The sequence below is a fragment of the Micromonospora sp. NPDC049101 genome (assembly GCF_040648675.1).
Taxonomy (GTDB): Bacteria; Actinomycetota; Actinomycetes; order Mycobacteriales; family Micromonosporaceae; genus Micromonospora.
Genome location: NZ_JBEZED010000007.1, coordinates 293,372 through 309,572 on the forward strand (window position 1 = coordinate 293,372; position 16,201 = coordinate 309,572).

Consider the following 16,201-nt stretch of genomic DNA (forward strand, 5'->3'; position numbering starts at 1 on the left):
CGGCCCCCCACCCGCGGTGACGGTCAGCGCTGCCCGGCGAACCGCTGCACCTGGTCGATTCCACCCTCCACGATGAGCACCCCACCCTCGGGGAGCGCGGTGTCGTCCGAGGTGTAGCGGAAGCGTTCACCCGGCAGTTTGGCGCCGACGACCCGGATCCCGTAGTGCTCCTCCGGTCGCAGTTCGCGCAGGGTACGACCCACCAGGGTCTCGGGCACCCGCACGGTGGCGATGGCGAAGTCGTCGTCGAACTCGATGAAGTTCAGCAACCGGCTGACGATCAGGTGCGCGACCCGGTCCCCGGTCTCCGCCTCCGGAAAGATCACGTGGTGGGCGCCCACCGACGACAGGATCTTGGCGTGCTTCTGCGAGGTGGCCCGGGCCCAGATCTGTGGCAGGCCCAGCTCGACCAGGGCCAGCACGGTGAGCACACTCGCCTCTACCGAGGCCCCGATGGCCACCACCGCCTGGCCGAAACCGGTGATCCCGAGCTGCCGCAGCGCCCCCTCCTCGGTCGAGTCCGCCTGCACGACCCGGTCGAGCTGCGCCGACCAGCGCTGCACCTGCGCCGGGTTGTGGTCGATGGCCAACACCTCGCGGTTCATCCGGGTCAACGACCCGGCCAGGTGGCAACCGAAGCGACCCAACCCGATCACCACAATGCCGCCGCTGTCCGCTCGTCTCGCCACACTCGCCCCTCCTCGCGCTAACCGACAACTGGTTGTTCCTGGGGATAGCGGTAGAGCCGGCGTCGCGTGTTCAAGGCGATCGCCGACCCGAGGGTGAGCGTCCCGACCCGACCGATGAACATCAGCACGGTCAGGACCAGTTGACCGCCGGCCGGCAACTCGGCGGCCAGACCGATGGTCAGACCGGTGGTGCTGAACGCGGAGGTCACCTCGAACAGGGCCGCGACGAAGCGGACGCCCTCGGTGAGCAGCAGCAACGTCATCGTGCCGGCCGTGACCAGCGCGACGCTCAGCAGCGCCACGGTGATCGCCTGCCGCTGGCTGGCGGTGGCCACCCGGCGGTGCCCGACCGTCACGTCGGGCTCGCCGCGCAGCTCCGCCCAGATGGTGAACGCCAGCAGGAAGAACGTGGCGACCTTGATGCCCCCCGCCGTGCTGGCGCTGCCCCCACCGATGAACATCAGCACGATCAGCAGGGGGTAGCTCTCCTCCTGGAGAGCGGCGATGTCCAGGACGCTGAAGCCACCCGTACGGCTCAACGCGATCTGGGTGAACGACGCGAGCATCTTGCCGGGTACGTCGTACTGGCCGATCGTGCTCGCGTTTGTCCACTCGGCGGTGAGCAAGCAGACGAAGCCGATCACCAGCAGCACGGCGGTGCCCCAGACGGTCAGCTTGGTCGCGACCGCCCAGTGCGCCGGTTGGCGCCACTCGCGGACCGCCTCGAACAGAGCGGGAAACCCGAGCCCGCCGATGATCGCGCCGCCCGCCAGGGGCAGCGAGACCCACGGGTCGCGACTGAAGGCCAGGAGGCCGTCCGAATAGAGCGCGAATCCGCCGTTGTTGAAGCCCTGCACGGCGTGGAAGACACCCGACCAGAGGGCCCACCCTGGTGGGTAGTCGTAGGCCAGCCAGAGCCGGCCGGAGATCAGCGCGGTCATCACCGCCTCGCAGGCGAAGACGGTCACCGCGATCCGGCGCAACAACCGACCCACCTCGCCGATGCCGAACTCTGCGGTCTCGGCCTGCACGAGCAGCCGGTTGCGCAGCCCGAGCTGACTGGACACCACCAGGATGACGAGCGCCGCGACGGTGAGGATGCCGAGACCACCGAGCTGGGTGAGCAGGGTGATCACCACCAGTCCCCAGCCGGACCAGTAGTTCGGCGTGTCGGTGATCGCCATGCCGGTGACCGAGACGGCCGAGGTGGCGGTGAAGAGCGCCGTGACCAGGGGTGGGTGCTGGTGCTCGGCGGTCGCCCCGCGCGCCATCAGCAGCCCGGTGCCGAGCAGGATCGGCACCAGGAACGCGAACGGCACCAGCCGCACGGGATTGCGGAAGAACCGGCGCACCAGACAATCTTCCTTTTCCGCTCGCCGCCTGGCACCGGAACGCGCATACCCGGAGATTCACCTCCCGGCCAGCCATCGACCAACTGCCGGCCAATCCGGGGCGGTCTGCTGTAGCGGCTTCCCCCACGACAGGAGACGGCGATGCGACGTACCCTTCCGACCCTCGGCCTGGCCGGCGTACTGCTCGCCGCCGCCGTGGCCGTGCCGACCATGGCCGAAGCCGGCCCCGCGACCGACGCGGACCGCTCCCGGGCCAACGACCGACCGATTGTGATCGGCCACCGGGGGGCCAGCGGGTACCGGCCGGAGCACACGTTGGAGGCGTACCGGTTGGCGATCCGGATGGGTGCCGACTACATCGAGCCGGACCTGGTCTCCACCCGCGACGGCGTGTTGGTCGCCCGGCACGAGAACGAGATCTCCGGCACCACCGACGTGTCCGCGCACCCGGAGTACGCGACCCGCAAGGCGACGAAGACCATCGACGGCGTCGCGGTGACCGGATGGTTCACCGAGGACTTCACCCTCGCCGAGTTGAAGACGCTGCGGGCCAAGGAGCGGCTGCCGCAGGTCCGGGTGGCTAACACCGCCTTCGACGGCCGCTTCGAGGTGCCCACCCTCCAGGAGGTCATCGACCTGGCCCGAACCGAAGGGCGGACACGGGGCCGCACCATCGGCATCTACCCGGAGACCAAGCACCCGAGCTACTTCGCCTCGATCGGCCTGCCGTTGGAGGAGCCGCTGCTTCGGGTGCTGCGGCAGAACAAACTGGACCGGAAGAACTCGCCGGTCTTCATCCAGTCGTTCGAGACGGCCAACCTGCGCCGGTTGAGCCGGCTGACCGAGGTCAAGCTGGTCCAACTGCTCGATGCCACCGGCCGCCCGTACGACTTCACCGCCACCGGCGACACCCGCGGCTACCAGGACCTCGCCACCGCGGCCGGGCTGAAGTGGATCGCCGGGTATGCCGACGGCATCGGGGCGAACAAGAACCTGATCGTGCCCCGGGACGCCGCCGGTGCCCTGCTGACCCCGACCAACGTGGTACGCGACGCGCACCGGGAGCACCTGCTCGTGCACTCCTGGACGTTCCGCGCCGAGAACCAGTTCCTCCCGGTCGACTTCCGGATCGGCACCGACCCGAACGCGCGCGGCGACATCACCGCCGAGTACGAACTCTTCCTCGGCCTGGGCCTCGACGGCGTCTTCAGCGACCACCCGGACACCGCCGTCGCCGCCCGCGCCGGCCGCTGACTCGGTCTCGCCGACAACTGCCCCCTCCGACCCGGCCCGGAGCTGACCCGCTCCGAGCCGACCGCCGGGCCGACCCGCCCGGCCCACGCGCTGGCCCGTCGTCCGCCACCCGGACGACGGGCCAGCGCTGTTTCGCTCCACGTCGCGTCGACGCGCACGGTAGCGGCGAAGACAAGATCGCAATCGCCGCCGCTAACCAACACCGTTGCGTTAGGGCTGTAGCCGGCGGGTCAACCCAGGACAGGAAGTGCCCGATCGGGGAGCGGGTTGGGCCCAGCTTGGCGATCATGGAGTTGTGGTGCCGACTTTGGGGGTTTTACGGGCGTTCTGTTACCCACCACAACTCCATGATCGGCGAGCCGGGGCCCGTTGACGAACAGTCATTCCGTCTAGCGCAACGGCGTTGACATCAACGACCGAGCGCGATCTTGGGAGGGTGGGCTACGTCCAGCGGCTGCGTGCCTCGGTGACGCACGGTTGGCGATCACGCGGGCGCTGGATTTCCTCGCCGACGTGGACCGGGCCGAGACGACGGTGTCCGAGGAGGACGCGCAGTGCGTACGACACCGGGTTTGCTGTGACTGCCTGCTCGACGGTCGTCGGCGCTGCCCGCGCCCGGCCGAGCACGACGGGCCGTGCGGCTGACCGAACGGGGCGAATGGCGCGAGGCGACACATCCGCCGGGTGGCCGGTGGGGGTTCGGGCCATCGGGGGAACCGGTCGCGCGGTGGCGGTGCGGCCCGTTGTAACCCTCGGCCACCTCATTCCCGTTACTTGTGTGTTTCCGCCACATAGCCCGTGGGTGACGTCACTTCTAGCGTGAGCCGACAACACAGCATCCTGTCCTCACCTGGAGTCGCGATGACGGTCCGGCACACGCGGCGGGCGTTCCTCTCCGCCGCCACGATGATGGCCGCGGCGCTGGCCGCCACGGCCTGCGGCAGCCCGCAGGACACCGCCACCGGCGGCGGCGACAACGCCGCACCGGTCAAGGTTGGCCTGGTGTACTCCCAGTCGGGAGCCCTGGCCAGCTACGGCAAGCAGTACATCGAGGGGTTCAAGGCGGGGTTGGACTTCGCCACCCAGGGCACCGGCAAGGTCGGCGACCGGAAGATCGAGCTGACCGAGGTCGACGACGCGGGTGACCCGGCCAAGGCGGTCTCCGCGGCGAAAGATCTGATCGGCAAGGGTACGAAGATCATCGCCGGCTCCACCGCCTCCGGCGTGGCGTTGCAGGTCGCGCCGATCGCGGCACAGAACAAGGTGCTGTTCATCTCCGGCCCGGCTGCCACCGACGCGGTGACCGGCGCGAACAAGTACACGTTCCGCTCGGGGCGGCAGTCCTACCAGGACGTGGTGACCGCCAAGTCGTTCATCGGCGACCCGACCGGCAAGAAGGTGGTGGTCTTCGCCCAGGACGGCGCGTTCGGTGACGCCAACGAGGCTGCCGTCAAGGCCGTCATCGGTGCCGCGGGTGCCACCGTGAGCAGCGTCCGGGCGCCGGCCAGCGCCACCGAGTTCACCCCGTTCGCCAGCCAGATCAAGGCGGCCAAGCCGGACCTGCTCTTCGTGGCCTGGGCCGGCACCACCGCCCCGGCGATGTGGCAGAGCCTCGACCAGCAGGGCGTGCTCTCGTCCACCACCGTCGTCACCGGCCTGGACATCCGCTCGTCCTGGCCCACCTTCGGCGCGGCCGGCACGAAGATCTCCTTCCTGTCGCACTACTTCGACGGCGCCAGCGACACCGAGGCCAGCAAGGCGCTGAAGGCCAAGGTAAGCACCATCGACCTGTTCCACCCGGACGGCTTCGCCGCCGCCCAGATGGTGGTCCGTGCGGTGCAGGAGGGTGGGGACGACGTCGACAAGATGGTCACCGCCCTGGAGGGCTGGAGCTTCGACGGGGTCAAGGGCAAGATGACCATCCGCGCCGCCGACCACGCGCTGCTCCAGCCGATGTTCCAGGCCAAGCTGACCGGCAGCGGCACCGCGTTCACGGCCACCGCGCAGAAGAGCCTCACCGGTGACGAGACCGCGCCGCCGGCCGTGGCGATGAAGGGCTGAGCCATGCTCGCCACCCGCGGTCTGACCTGGCGGATCGGTGAGGTCGCCATCGTCGACAGCGTCTACCTCGACCTCGCGCCCGGGGAGTTCCTGGGCGTGATCGGGCCGAACGGCGCCGGCAAGACCTCACTGTTCAACCTGATCACCGGCCTGCGCCGGGCCACGGAGGGCCGGATCGTTCTGGACGGGCAGGACATCGGGGAGTTGCCGCCGCACCGGCGGGCCCGCCTCGGGTTGGGCCGTACCTTCCAGGCGTCCTCGGTCTTCGGCTCGCTCAGCGTGCGGGAGAACGTCCGGCTCGCCGTGCAGGCGCACCGCGGGGGCTCGATGGCACTGTGGCGGCGGGCGGCGGCCGACCGGGAGGTCGTCGCCGCTGCCGACGCGGCGCTCGACCGGGTCGGCCTCGCCCACCGGGGTACGGCACTCGCCGGCACCCTGGCCCACGGCGAGAAGCGCAAATTGGAGATCGCCCTGCTGCTCGCCGGTGAACCACGGGTGATGCTGCTGGACGAGCCGATGGCCGGGGTCAGCGCCGAGGACGTGCCCGAGCTGGTGGCAGTCATCAAGTCGTTGACCGGCGACAGCGGCCGGGCGGTGCTGATGGTCGAACACCACATGGACGTCATCCTGGAGCTGGCCGACCGGATCGCCGTCATGCACCACGGCGCGCTGCTGGCCTGCGACACCCCGGAGACGGTGATGGCCAACCCCACGGTGCAAGAGGCCTACCTGGGGGAGTCGCTCTGATGGAACCAGTTCTCACGGTGCAGGATCTGTCGGTCCGGATCTCCGGGCTGCACATCCTCCAGGGGGTGTCCTTCGCTGTCGCCCCGACCGGCGTGACGGTCCTGCTCGGCCGCAACGGTGTCGGCAAGACCACCACGCTGCGCGCGATCGTCGGCCTCACCCCGCCCGCCGGGGAGGTCCGCGGCACGATCCGGATGGGCGCGCAGAGCCTGCTGTCCCGCCCGACCCACCGGCTGGTCCGCGGTGGGCTCGGCTACGTGCCCGAAGACCGGTGCGTGTTCGCCGGCCTCACCGTCGCCGAGAACCTGCGGCTCGCCGAGCGGCGCGGCACCACCCCGGCGTACGACAAGGTCTTCGCGCTCTTTCCGGAGCTGGACCGGCGCGGACGGCAACGGGCCGGTTCGCTGTCTGGCGGGCAGCAGCAGATGCTCGCGATCGGGCGGGTGCTGCTCAACGACAACCGGCTGCTGCTTGTCGACGAGCCGACCAAGGGGTTGGCGCCGAAGGTGGTGACCGAGGTCGCCGAAGTGCTGGAACGGGTCGCGGAGTCGGTGCCGGTGCTGCTCGTCGAGCAGAACCTGGCGGTGGTACGCCGGCTGGCCCGCGACGCGGTGGTGCTGGCCGCCGGCAGGGTCGCCTGGACTGGCGACGCCCGCGAGTTGCTGCTGGAGACGGCGTTGACCAAGTCGCTGCTGGGTGTGGGCTCGGCGGAGGTGAGTCACTGATGGATACCCTGATCCTGTTGACGTTGACCGGGCTGGGCCTGGCGGCGCTGTACTTCCTGGTCGCCTCCGGCCTGTCCCTGGTCTTCGGTCTGGCCGACGTGCTCAACTTCGCGCACGGGCTGTTCCTCGGCGTCGGCGCGTACGGCACCTGGTGGGCGGCGGGCAACCTGCCGGGCGCGGGCTCCGACGGGTTCGGCTTCGTGCTCGCTGTCGCGTTCGGGGTGGCCGCCGGCACGCTCGTGGCGATCCTGGTCGAGTTGGTGCTGATCCGCCCGCTCTACTCCCGCACCATCGAACAGGTGCTGGTCACCGTCGGCCTGTCGCTGGCCGGCGTGGCGTTGCTCCAGGCCACCTGGGGTGCGGACGCCCGCACCTTCCCGCGCCCGGACTGGACCCGGCAGGTGACCGGCATCCTCGGCGCGCAGGTGCCCAACGGGGGCCTGCTGCTGATCATCGCGGCGGTGCTGGTGCTCGGCGCGATCCTGGCGTTCCTGCGCTGGACCCGGTACGGCCTGGTGATCCGGGCCGGTGTGGAGAACCGGGAGATGGTGACCGCGCTCGGCATCGACGTGCGCAAGGCGTTCACGCTCGTCTTCGCGATCGGTGGGGCGGCCGCCGCGCTCGCCGGGGCGCTCGGCGGGGTCTACTTCGGCACCGTCTCGCCCGGCCAGGGCAGCTCGCTGCTGATCTTCGCGTTCATCGTGGTGGTGATCGGTGGGATGGGCTCGGTGGTCGGCTCCGCGTACGCGGCGGTCGTCGTCGGGCTGGTGCAGCAGTTCGTCAACTACTACGGCACGTCCGGGCTCGGCGACATCTGCGTGGTCGGGCTGCTGGCCGTGGTGCTGCTGCTGCGTCCGCAGGGCATCGCCGGAAAGGCGGCAACGGCATGACGCTCATCGAGGCAACACCGGCACCGGCCCCCACCTCGCCGCGACCGGCCCGGGTGCACCGCGTGCGTCCGTTCCTGCCGTTGGTCGCGGTGGTCGTGCTGGCGATCCTGCCGTACTCGACGATCTCCCTGCCGGGGGTCTTCGAGGGGCCGCTCAACTCGCCCGGGACCCTGCAACTGCTCGCCATCTGCCTGATCTTCGGCGGGCTGGCCGCCGGGTACGACCTGCTCTTCGGCCGGACCGGCATGCTCTCCTTCGGACACGCGCTGTACTTCGCCGCCGGTGTGTACGGCACCGACATCCTCGTCACCCGGGCCGGCCTGCCGTTGTGGCAGGCGGCGCTGCTGACCATCACCGGCGGCACCATCCTCGCGGCGCTGCTCGGCGCGGTGGCGCTGCGGACCGTGGGCATCGCGTTCGCCATGGTCACGCTGGCGTTCGCCCAGGTCGGCGCGATCCTGGTCGCGCGGGACTTCGGCGGCCTCACCGGTGGCGAGGAGGGCCTGCCGCTGGACGTGTCCGGGCTGCCCGCCGGGCTGGTGGGGGTGACCAACACGGTCAACCTGTACTGGTTGGCACTCGCGTACCTGACGCTCGTGGTCTTCGTGGTGCACCGGGTGAGCGGGTCGCCGACCGGGCGGGTGCTCGCCGGGCTGCGCGACGACGAGCGGCGGATCGGTGTGCTCGGGCTGGACCCGTACCGCTACAAGCTTGTGGCGTTCACCCTGGCCGGCGGGCTGGCGTCGGCGGGCGGGGTGGTCTACGTCCTGATCGTCGGGGGCGCGTCACCGCACATCACGTCCTCCGAGCTGACCCTGTCGCTGCTGGTCATGGTGGTGCTCGGCGGCCCGGGCACCCGGTGGGGGCCGGTGCTCGGCGGGGTCCTCTACATGTACCTGGACCACCGGCTCACGGCCTTCGGCACCAGCGACGCGGTGGACAACCTGCCGGCCGTCCTGAGCCGCCCGCTGAGCCAGCCCCTCTTCGTCCTGGGCACGGTCTTCATCCTGGCCGTCTACTTCTTCCCCGGAGGCCTAACAAGCCTGGCCCCCCGCCTGTCCCCCCTCCTGTCCCCCCTCCGCCGCCCCCCACGCTGACCCCCCGTCGACCCCGTCGATCATGACGTTATAGCTACGACACGCCGTGGTGGATGGCGATAACGTCATGATCGACGGGGTTCTGTGGATGGGGAGGTCGGGCATGGGGTCGTTGCTTGCTGTTGTTAGTGGGGGCGGGACTGGGATTGGGGCGGCCGTTGCGGGTTCGCTTGCGGGGGACGGGTACGACGTGCTGATCGTTGGGCGGCGGACGGACGTGGTGACGGCTGCCGCCGGACGGATCTCTTCCGAGTGTGGGCGGCCGGAGGCCGTCACCGCCGTGACCGCGGACCTGACCGACCCGGAGCAGGTCGACCGGGTGCTCACGGCGGTTGGCGGTCGGCCGGTCGACGTGGTGGTCAACAACGCTGGCAGCTATCTGGCCGGGGACACCGGCACACTGGCCGGGATCGCCGCCCACTGGCGGGCCAACCTGGACGCCAACGTCCTCACCGCCGTACTGCTGACCGAGGCGCTGCGGCCGGTCCTGCGCCGGCCCGGCGGGCGGGTGATCCTGGTCAGCTCGATCTCCGCGCAGCGGGGCGGCGGCGGGCCCTACTCGGCGGGGAAGGCCGCCCTGCACGGCTGGGCGTACGACCTGGCGGCGCAGCTCGGCCCGGACCAGATCACGGTCAACGTGGTGAGCCCGGGCTATGTCGCCGAGACCGATTTCTTCGGTGACCGGATGACCGCCGAGGGGCACGCGAAGCGGGTGGCGGCGACCCTGGTCGGGCGAGCCGGGGTGCCGGACGACATCGCCGAGGCCGTCCGCTATCTCGCCAGCCCCGCCGCCGGCTACGTCACCGGCCAGGTCCTCGGCGTCAACGGGGGGTCGGTCCTCGGCCGCTGACGCACACGTACGCCGAAGGGCGGCGGACCCCCGTGTGGCCGCCGCCCTTCGTGCGTCATGGGTCAGTTGTTCAAGATCTCGTACGCCATCTTCGGCGCGTTCGTCGCGGCGGCGCCGGTCGGTACGCTGATCTTCGGCGCGGTGCCGTAGTCGGCGTAGTTGATCACGTAGTCGTAGGCCTTCGCCTTGCCGGCGGCCGGGATCTTCAGCGTCAGCGAGGACAGTTGCTTGTCCGCGCCGACCACCGCGGTGAACGGCACCGTCTTGGCGGCTGCGCCCAGCGCCGCCGCCTCACCCTCCTCCAGCACCTTCGCGGCGTTACCGGCACTGACGTCGATGACACCGGCGTACTGCCCGGGGCTCTGCTCCTGCACCGAGGTGGCCGCCTGGATGAGCGGGCCCGCGTTGCCCTGGTCGGCACCGTCGTAGGCCGGGATGGTGTCGCTGTCGGTGAGCTTCGTGCGGTCCAGCTTCATCCACTTGTCCGGGAACTTCGGCAGGCCCGCCTGGCCGGTCAACTTCATCTTCATCCAGGCTTCCTCGGCGATGATCAGCACCGACATCTTGACGGAGATGCCATCGGCGCCGGGCGGAATCGTGGTGTTCAGTTCGACGCCCTTCGCGTCCGGGTCGACTCGCCCGCTGATGGTGCTCGTCGCGTCCTTGCCGCTGAACCGGAACGTTCCCTCGGTGCCGTCCGGAACGGCGCCGAGGAGCGTCTCCTTCGGGTCGGCGGTCGGGCTGGCGCTCGGGCTGCTCTGCGGTGCCGAGGCCGGTTCGCTCTTGGGCCCACACCCCCCGAGCAGGGTGGTTGTGGCCAGCATGGCGGCGATCACGCCAACCGTGCGTCGGGTGGTGCTCGCGCTGCCCGTTGCCTGTGTCATCACATTTCTCTTTCTCGCTGCGTGGCCTGTGCCGGTGACCATCTTGCGGGCGGGCACGGCGGTTCGGCTGCCGATATGCTGCCGTCCGGCTGCCGGGCACTGCCGTCCGGCGCTGCCGGAGGTGTCAGGAGCGGAAATTCGCATGTCAGCAACGCTGCGTTTCGAGATCCTCGGGCCTCAGCGGGCCTGGTACGCCGACCGCGAGATCGACCTCGGTCCCGGCAAACAGCGTGCCGTGCTGACAGTTCTGCTGCTGTCCGCGGGTCGTCCGGTGCCCACCGGGCAGATCGTCGAGGCGGTCTGGCCGGACGATCCGCCCGCGAACGGCCCCAACGTGGTGCAGAAGTACGTCGCCGGGTTGCGTCGGGTGCTGGAACCGGACCGGTCACCGCGTACGCCGGGGCAGGTGTTGAGCCTGACCGATGCCGGCTATCTGCTCCGCGTCGATCCGGACGCGCTCGACGCGGTCCGTTTCCAACGGGGAATCCACCGCGCCCGGCAGCGACGCGCCGAGGGTCGTGCCGCCGAGGCGCTGACCGAGGTGGCCACCGCCCTGGCGCTCTGGCAGGGAGAACCGTTCACCGGCTTCACCGGGCCGTTCCTGGAGGCGGCCCGGCAACGCCTGGTCGAGCTGCGGGCTGTCGCGTTGGAAACCCGGGCCGACCTGATGCTGGACCTCGGCCGGCACCGCGAGATGGTCGGGGAGCTTGTGGAGTTGGTGGCCGAGTTCCCGGTCCGGGAACGACTGCGGCACCAGCTCCTGCTCGCGCTCTATCGCAGCGGGCGGCAGGCGGAGGCGCTCGCGGCCTACCGGGAGTTCGGTGACCTGCTCCGGGAGGAGTACGGCATCGGGCCGGGCGAGGCACTTCAGGCACTGCACCAACGCATCCTCTGCTCCGACCCGACCCTCATCGCAGGCGTCCCGGAAACAGGGTGGCCCGCTCCGGCTTCCGCCGCCCGGCAGACAGAGAACGCGGTGCCGGCGCAACCGTCCGCCGCCCCGACCGCACCGCCCTCCGCATCACCGCCCGCCCAGGCCGTCCCGGCGCGGGCGTCGATCCCACCGCCCCAGGCGGCCGTCCCGCCGTACGCGGATCTGCCGTCACCGTTGTATCCCGCACTGTCCGCCGGGCCGCCGTCCCCGTTCGCGGTCGACCAGCCGCGCCGGGAGCGGCACCCGCTGCCGACGTGGGTGAGCACCACGGCCACCGTCGCCGGCACCCTTCTGCCACTGCTCTCGTTCGGCACCGGGACCTGGCTGGTGATTCTGGCGTACGCGGTGCGGCGCCGCAGTCGACGGCTCGGCCTCGCGGCCGTCGGCTATCTCCTCACCGCGGTGTTGCTGGTCTTCATGATCGCCACCGATGACCTGGAGAAGGAGGACTCGGCGGCCGAGGCGTTCCTCGGGCTCGGCGTGATCGGCCTCTGCTGGCTGGTGGGCGCCCTGCACGTGGTCCTGCTCAACCGGTGGGTCTGGGGGCGGATCACCGGCCGGCCGCAGCTGGCCCAGGCACGCGACGAGGAGCGCCGACTGCGCCGCGAACAGGCGCGCAACCTACTGCACCGCTATCCCTCGGCGCGTCTGGAGTTCGCGATCGGCCGCCCCGACCTGCCCCGCGCCTTCGACGACGGCGGGCTGGTGGACATCAACGCCGTACCCGACCACGTGCTCGCCACACTGCCCGGGCTCACCGACGCGCAACGCCGGCAGGTGGCGATGGACCGGTGGGTACGCGGCCCGTACGCGTCGATGGAAGAGCTGGCCGCGCGCTGCCCGCTGCCCCTCGGGGTTGTCGACGGGCTCCGCGGCGTCCTGCTCTTCCTACCGCTGCCCGTCCCGCCGACGGACGCGCCGTCGGAGGTGGAGGCGGGGCCCACTGTGCCCCGCTGATCGTGGGGTTTCTCGGGCGTGGGCTGGTAGAAATGCCGGATGGGCGACGAGCGGGCGGCGGTACGGGAACGGGCCGAGGCGGTGCTGCGTCGGCTGGCCGGCGACCACGCCCGGCTGCGCGAGGACCAGTGGCGGGCCATCGAGGCACTTGTCGTCGACCGGCGGCGGGTGCTCTGCGTGCAGCGCACCGGTTGGGGCAAGTCGGCTGTCTACTTCGTGGCCACCGCCCTGCTCCGGGATCGCGAGCAGGGCCACCAGGCCGGCCCGACCGTCATCGTGTCGCCGCTGCTGGCGTTGATGCGTAACCAGGTCGAGGCGGCCGCCCGGGCCGGCATCCGGGCTCGCACGATCAACTCGGCGAACCTCGACGAGTGGGACGAGATCACCGCCGAGATCCAGGCCGGTGCGGTGGACGTGCTGCTGATCAGCCCGGAGCGGCTCAACAACCCCGACTTCCGCGACGGCGTGCTGCCGAAGCTGGCCGCGACCACCGGGCTGCTGGTGGTCGACGAGGCGCACTGTGTCTCCGACTGGGGGCACGACTTTCGGCCCGACTACCGGCGACTGCGTACGTTCCTCGCCGAGCTGCCGGAGCGCACTCCGGTGCTGGCGACCACCGCCACCGCCAACACCCGGGTCACCCAGGACGTGGCGGAGCAGTTGGGTGACGCCCTCGTCCTGCGCGGCACCCTGGACCGCGAGTCGCTGCGCCTCGGCGTGCTCGACCTGCCCAGCCCGGCGCACCGGCTGGCCTGGCTCGCCGACCACCTGGACCAGCTGCCCGGTTCCGGCATCGTCTACACGCTGACCGTGGCGGCAGCGGGGGAGACGGCCGAGTTCCTGCGCTCCCGTGGCTACCCGGTCTCCTCGTACACCGGTCAGGTCGAGGACGCCGACCGGCGGGCCGCCGAGCAGGACCTGCTCGACAACAAGATCAAGGCGTTGGTCGCCACCAGCGCGCTCGGCATGGGCTTCGACAAGCCCGACCTGGGCTTCGTCGTGCACCTGGGCGCGCCGCCCTCGCCGATCGCGTACTACCAGCAGGTCGGCCGCGCCGGCCGCGCCGTGGAGCACGCGGAGGTGCTGCTGCTGCCCGGCGTCGAGGACGCCGCGATCTGGCGTTACTTCGCCTCACTGGCGTTCCCTCCGGAGCAGCAGGTGCGCGCCGTGCTGGCCGCCCTGCACACCGACCGCCCGCTCAGCACCCAGGCCCTCGAACCCCTCGTCGACCTGCGCCGGGCCCGGTTGGAGCTGATGCTCAAGGTCCTCGACGTGGACGGCGCGGTCCGCCGGGTGCGCGGTGGGTGGCTCGCCACCGGCGAGCCGTGGGTCTACGACGAGGCCCGGTTGCGGCGCGTCGCCGAGGCACGCACCGTCGAGCAACAGGCCATGCGGGAGTACGCGGCCACGCCCGACTGCCGAATGCGGTATCTACGGGAGTGCCTGGACGACACCGGGGCGACCGACTGCGGGCGGTGCGACAGGTGCGCCGACCCGCTCTTCGTCGCCGACGTGTCGACGGCAGCGCTCGCCGCCGCACAGACGTTCCTGGGCCGACCCGGCGTGGAGATCGCCCCGAAGAAGCTCTGGCCGACCGGGCTGGACGCGGTGGGCGTACCGCTGAAGGGCCGGATCGCCGCCGCGGAGCAGGCGCTGGCCGGCCGGGCCGTCGGGCGCCTCTCCGACCTGGGCTGGGGTGGGCGGCTGCGTGATCTCGTCGGCCCGGAGGCACCGGACGCGCCGGTGCCCGACGGCGTCGCCGGCGCGGTCGTGGAGGTGCTGAAGGCGTGGGCGCACGGCGACGACCCGTGGCCGCGCCGGCCGGTAGGTGTGGTCGCGGTCGGTTCCCGACGGCGGCCCCGGCTGGTCGGCTCGTTGGCCGAGCGGATCGCCGCCGTGGGCCGGCTGCCGCTGCTCGGCGAGGTCACCCCGGCCGGTCCGGGCGGCCCGGCGGGGCCGCGCGGCAACAGCGCCCAACGGGTACGCGCGTTGCACGACACGTTCACCGTGCCGGCCGACCTGGCCGACACCCTGGCCGGGCTGGACGGTCCGGTGCTGCTCGTCGACGACCTGGTCGACTCCGGCTGGACAATGACGCTGGTGGCCCGGGCACTGCGCCGGGCCGGCGCACCCGACGTGCTCCCGCTCGCCCTCGCCGTGGCTGGCTGAGCCACGCTGGCCCTTGCTGTGGCCGGCTGATCCACGCTGGCTCGCCCGCACCGGTTCCGGCTGATCCACGCTCCCCTTGCCGTGGCTGGCTGAGCCACGTTCGCCCGCATCGGTTCCGGCTGGCCCACGCCGCCCGCGGCGGGCTGGGCCGGTTCGTGCGGGTTGGTGGAGGAAAGTTCCCGGGCGGCGGCGAATGCGACGGTCGCCACGCCGTCCGGGCGGCGGCCCGGGGTGGCTGGCCACGGCGGTACGGTGGGCGGCATGACCGACCAGCACCCAGCTGCCGTGCCGGTGGTGCCTGACCAGGCCCCCCACGCGCCGGTGGCAACTGCTCCGGTCTCCGACGTGGCGGTGTCCGACCGGGCCCCCGAGGTGCCGGTGGCGTCTGCTCCGGTCTCCGCTGCGGCGGCGTCCGACCAGGCTCCCGACGCGGCGGTGGTCTCCGACTCGGTCTCCGCCGCGCCGGACCGGAGCACACTCCGGCTGGCACTTGTGGTCGGCGGGCTGGTGCTGGCGGTGCTGCTCGGCTTCGGCCTCGGCCGGCTGAACGCCACCGGGACCACCACCGGCAGCCCGTCATCCCTGGCTGCCGAGCACACCGACCCCCCGGGCATCGGCCCACACAGCCACGGCACCGCCACGAGCACCGACCAGGGCGCGGTCATCGAGCCGGGCGGGCTGGCGGTCAGTTCGGCCGGGCTCACCCTCGCCCCGCTGGGCACCGAGTTCGCGGCCGGTCGCCCAGGTCAGCTCCGCTTCCAGGTGCGCGACACGCAGCGCAGGCCGGTGACCCGCTTCGCGGTCGTCCACGACAAGCCGATGCACCTGATCGTCGTCCGCCGCGACCTGACCGGCTACCAGCACCTGCACCCGACCATAGCGGCGGACGGCATCTGGTCGGTGCCGTTGACCCTCGCGCAGCCCGGCGTCTGGCGCGCGTACGCCGACTTCACCGTGGTCGCCGACAACGGCGCGCAGACCGCGGTGACCCTCGGCACGGACCTGGTCGTGCCGGGCGGCTACCAGCCTCGGCCGCTGCCCGCACCGGCCACCTCGACGACGGTGGACGGGTTCACCGTCGGCTTCCAGGGCACTCCGCAGGTCGGGGCGAGCGTGCCGCTGACCTTCCGAGTCGACAGCGCAGACGGTGCGGCGCCGTTGGAGCGTTACCTCGGGGCGTACGGGCACCTGGTGGCGCTACGCGAGGGCGACCTCGGCTACCTGCACGTGCACCCGGAGACCGAGCTGGTAAACGGTCAGATCAAGTTCTGGCTGGCCACCCCCGGCCCCGGCCGCTACCGCCTCTACCTGGACTTCCGAGTAGGCACCAAGGTCCACACCGCCGAGTTCACCACCACAGTCCCCTAACCCGCGCCCGGCCCGGCCTGGCCCGCGCCCGGCCCGGCCTGGCCCGCGCCCGGCCCGGCCTGGCCCGCGCCCGGCCCGCGCCCGGCCCGGCCCGCCCCGTTGATCATGAGGTTATTGCCACGCCCTTCGGGGTGGTTTCTAGGCTTCAGTGCAACTGATCTTGGTTGTGGTGGAGGTGCTGGTGGCGAGGCCGGGTGTGGTGACGTTCGGGCATCGGCAGGTGT

At 71.5% G+C, this 16,201-nt stretch carries 14 protein-coding genes; 11 read left to right on the top strand and 3 right to left on the bottom strand.

Annotated elements, in window-relative coordinates; translation table 11 throughout:
• Positions 1–23 precede the first annotated feature (23 nt).
• Positions 24–656: a TrkA family potassium uptake protein gene (locus AB0B57_RS12800; RefSeq protein ID WP_357068463.1), complete on the bottom strand. Its 633-nt coding sequence runs from the start codon at positions 654–656 to the stop codon at positions 24–26.
• Positions 657–706: 50 nt separating this feature from the next.
• Positions 707–2,041 carry a potassium transporter TrkG gene (locus AB0B57_RS12805; protein ID WP_357068399.1) on the bottom strand — a complete coding sequence of 445 codons (1,335 nt, stop codon included), beginning with the start codon at positions 2,039–2,041 and terminating at the stop codon, positions 707–709.
• Between the two features lie 141 nt (positions 2,042–2,182).
• Here AB0B57_RS12805 and AB0B57_RS12810 point away from each other — a divergent pair, with 141 nt between their 5' ends.
• From AB0B57_RS12810 to AB0B57_RS12845, 8 genes are all read left to right on the top strand, one after another.
• Positions 2,183–3,295 (top strand): glycerophosphodiester phosphodiesterase, encoded by a 1,113-nt coding sequence (locus AB0B57_RS12810; protein WP_357068401.1) that lies wholly within the window; start codon positions 2,183–2,185, stop codon positions 3,293–3,295.
• A 477-nt stretch (positions 3,296–3,772) separates the two neighbouring features.
• Positions 3,773–3,940 (top strand): hypothetical protein, encoded by a 168-nt coding sequence (locus AB0B57_RS12815; RefSeq protein WP_357068403.1) that lies wholly within the window; start codon positions 3,773–3,775, stop codon positions 3,938–3,940.
• 216 nt (positions 3,941–4,156) lie between these two features.
• Positions 4,157–5,356 carry a substrate-binding domain-containing protein gene (locus tag AB0B57_RS12820; RefSeq protein WP_357068405.1) on the top strand — a complete coding sequence of 400 codons (1,200 nt, stop codon included), beginning with the start codon at positions 4,157–4,159 and terminating at the stop codon, positions 5,354–5,356.
• Between the two features lie 3 nt (positions 5,357–5,359).
• Positions 5,360–6,103 (top strand): ABC transporter ATP-binding protein, encoded by a 744-nt coding sequence (locus AB0B57_RS12825; RefSeq protein WP_357068407.1) that lies wholly within the window; start codon positions 5,360–5,362, stop codon positions 6,101–6,103.
• On the top strand, positions 6,103–6,828 hold the full coding sequence (locus tag AB0B57_RS12830) for an ABC transporter ATP-binding protein (protein WP_357068409.1): 726 nt from the start codon (positions 6,103–6,105) through the stop codon (positions 6,826–6,828). Before AB0B57_RS12825 ends, AB0B57_RS12830 begins: the two co-directional genes overlap by 1 nt.
• Positions 6,828–7,718 carry a branched-chain amino acid ABC transporter permease gene (locus AB0B57_RS12835; RefSeq protein ID WP_357068411.1) on the top strand — a complete coding sequence of 297 codons (891 nt, stop codon included), beginning with the start codon at positions 6,828–6,830 and terminating at the stop codon, positions 7,716–7,718. The genes AB0B57_RS12830 and AB0B57_RS12835 overlap by 1 nt, the downstream gene beginning before the upstream one ends.
• Entirely contained in the window at positions 7,715–8,815 is a 1,101-nt protein-coding gene (locus tag AB0B57_RS12840; RefSeq protein WP_357068413.1) for a branched-chain amino acid ABC transporter permease, read from the top strand. The genes AB0B57_RS12835 and AB0B57_RS12840 overlap by 4 nt, the downstream gene beginning before the upstream one ends.
• 103 nt (positions 8,816–8,918) lie before the next feature.
• On the top strand, positions 8,919–9,665 hold the full coding sequence (locus tag AB0B57_RS12845) for an SDR family oxidoreductase (RefSeq protein ID WP_357068415.1): 747 nt from the start codon (positions 8,919–8,921) through the stop codon (positions 9,663–9,665).
• 62 nt (positions 9,666–9,727) lie between these two features.
• On the opposite strand, the gene AB0B57_RS12850 is transcribed toward AB0B57_RS12845, so the two are convergent.
• Positions 9,728–10,549, bottom strand: coding sequence for a hypothetical protein (locus tag AB0B57_RS12850; protein ID WP_357068417.1), 822 nt, complete (start codon positions 10,547–10,549; stop codon positions 9,728–9,730).
• A gap of 142 nt (positions 10,550–10,691) precedes the next feature.
• Between AB0B57_RS12850 and AB0B57_RS12855 the strand changes: the two genes are divergently transcribed.
• The 3 genes from AB0B57_RS12855 (at position 10,692) to AB0B57_RS12865 (ending at position 15,977) form a co-directional block, all read left to right on the top strand.
• Positions 10,692–12,440 (top strand): AfsR/SARP family transcriptional regulator, encoded by a 1,749-nt coding sequence (locus tag AB0B57_RS12855; RefSeq protein WP_357068419.1) that lies wholly within the window; start codon positions 10,692–10,694, stop codon positions 12,438–12,440.
• A 39-nt stretch (positions 12,441–12,479) separates the two neighbouring features.
• On the top strand, positions 12,480–14,609 hold the full coding sequence (locus AB0B57_RS12860; RefSeq protein ID WP_357068421.1) for a DEAD/DEAH box helicase: 2,130 nt from the start codon (positions 12,480–12,482) through the stop codon (positions 14,607–14,609).
• 261 nt (positions 14,610–14,870) lie between these two features.
• Positions 14,871–15,977, top strand: a complete 1,107-nt coding sequence (locus AB0B57_RS12865) for a hypothetical protein (RefSeq protein ID WP_357068423.1) — start codon at positions 14,871–14,873, stop codon at positions 15,975–15,977.
• Positions 15,978–16,201: the final 224 nt, after the last annotated feature.

Bases quoted from the DNA above. Each gene is read 5' to 3' on its own strand.
- AB0B57_RS12865 (WP_357068423.1), top strand. From the start codon at position 14,871: ATGACCGACCAGCACCCAGCTGCCGTGCCGGTGGTGCCTGACCAGGCC.
- AB0B57_RS12810 (WP_357068401.1), top strand. From the start codon at position 2,183: ATGCGACGTACCCTTCCGACCCTCGGCCTGGCCGGCGTACTGCTCGCC.
- AB0B57_RS12850 (WP_357068417.1), bottom strand. From the start codon at position 10,549: ATGACACAGGCAACGGGCAGCGCGAGCACCACCCGACGCACGGTTGGC.
- AB0B57_RS12820 (WP_357068405.1), top strand. From the start codon at position 4,157: ATGACGGTCCGGCACACGCGGCGGGCGTTCCTCTCCGCCGCCACGATG.
- AB0B57_RS12830 (WP_357068409.1), top strand. From the start codon at position 6,103: ATGGAACCAGTTCTCACGGTGCAGGATCTGTCGGTCCGGATCTCCGGG.
- AB0B57_RS12825 (WP_357068407.1), top strand. From the start codon at position 5,360: ATGCTCGCCACCCGCGGTCTGACCTGGCGGATCGGTGAGGTCGCCATC.
- AB0B57_RS12845 (WP_357068415.1), top strand. From the start codon at position 8,919: ATGGGGTCGTTGCTTGCTGTTGTTAGTGGGGGCGGGACTGGGATTGGG.
- AB0B57_RS12860 (WP_357068421.1), top strand. From the start codon at position 12,480: ATGGGCGACGAGCGGGCGGCGGTACGGGAACGGGCCGAGGCGGTGCTG.
- AB0B57_RS12855 (WP_357068419.1), top strand. From the start codon at position 10,692: ATGTCAGCAACGCTGCGTTTCGAGATCCTCGGGCCTCAGCGGGCCTGG.
- AB0B57_RS12840 (WP_357068413.1), top strand. From the start codon at position 7,715: ATGACGCTCATCGAGGCAACACCGGCACCGGCCCCCACCTCGCCGCGA.
- AB0B57_RS12835 (WP_357068411.1), top strand. From the start codon at position 6,828: ATGGATACCCTGATCCTGTTGACGTTGACCGGGCTGGGCCTGGCGGCG.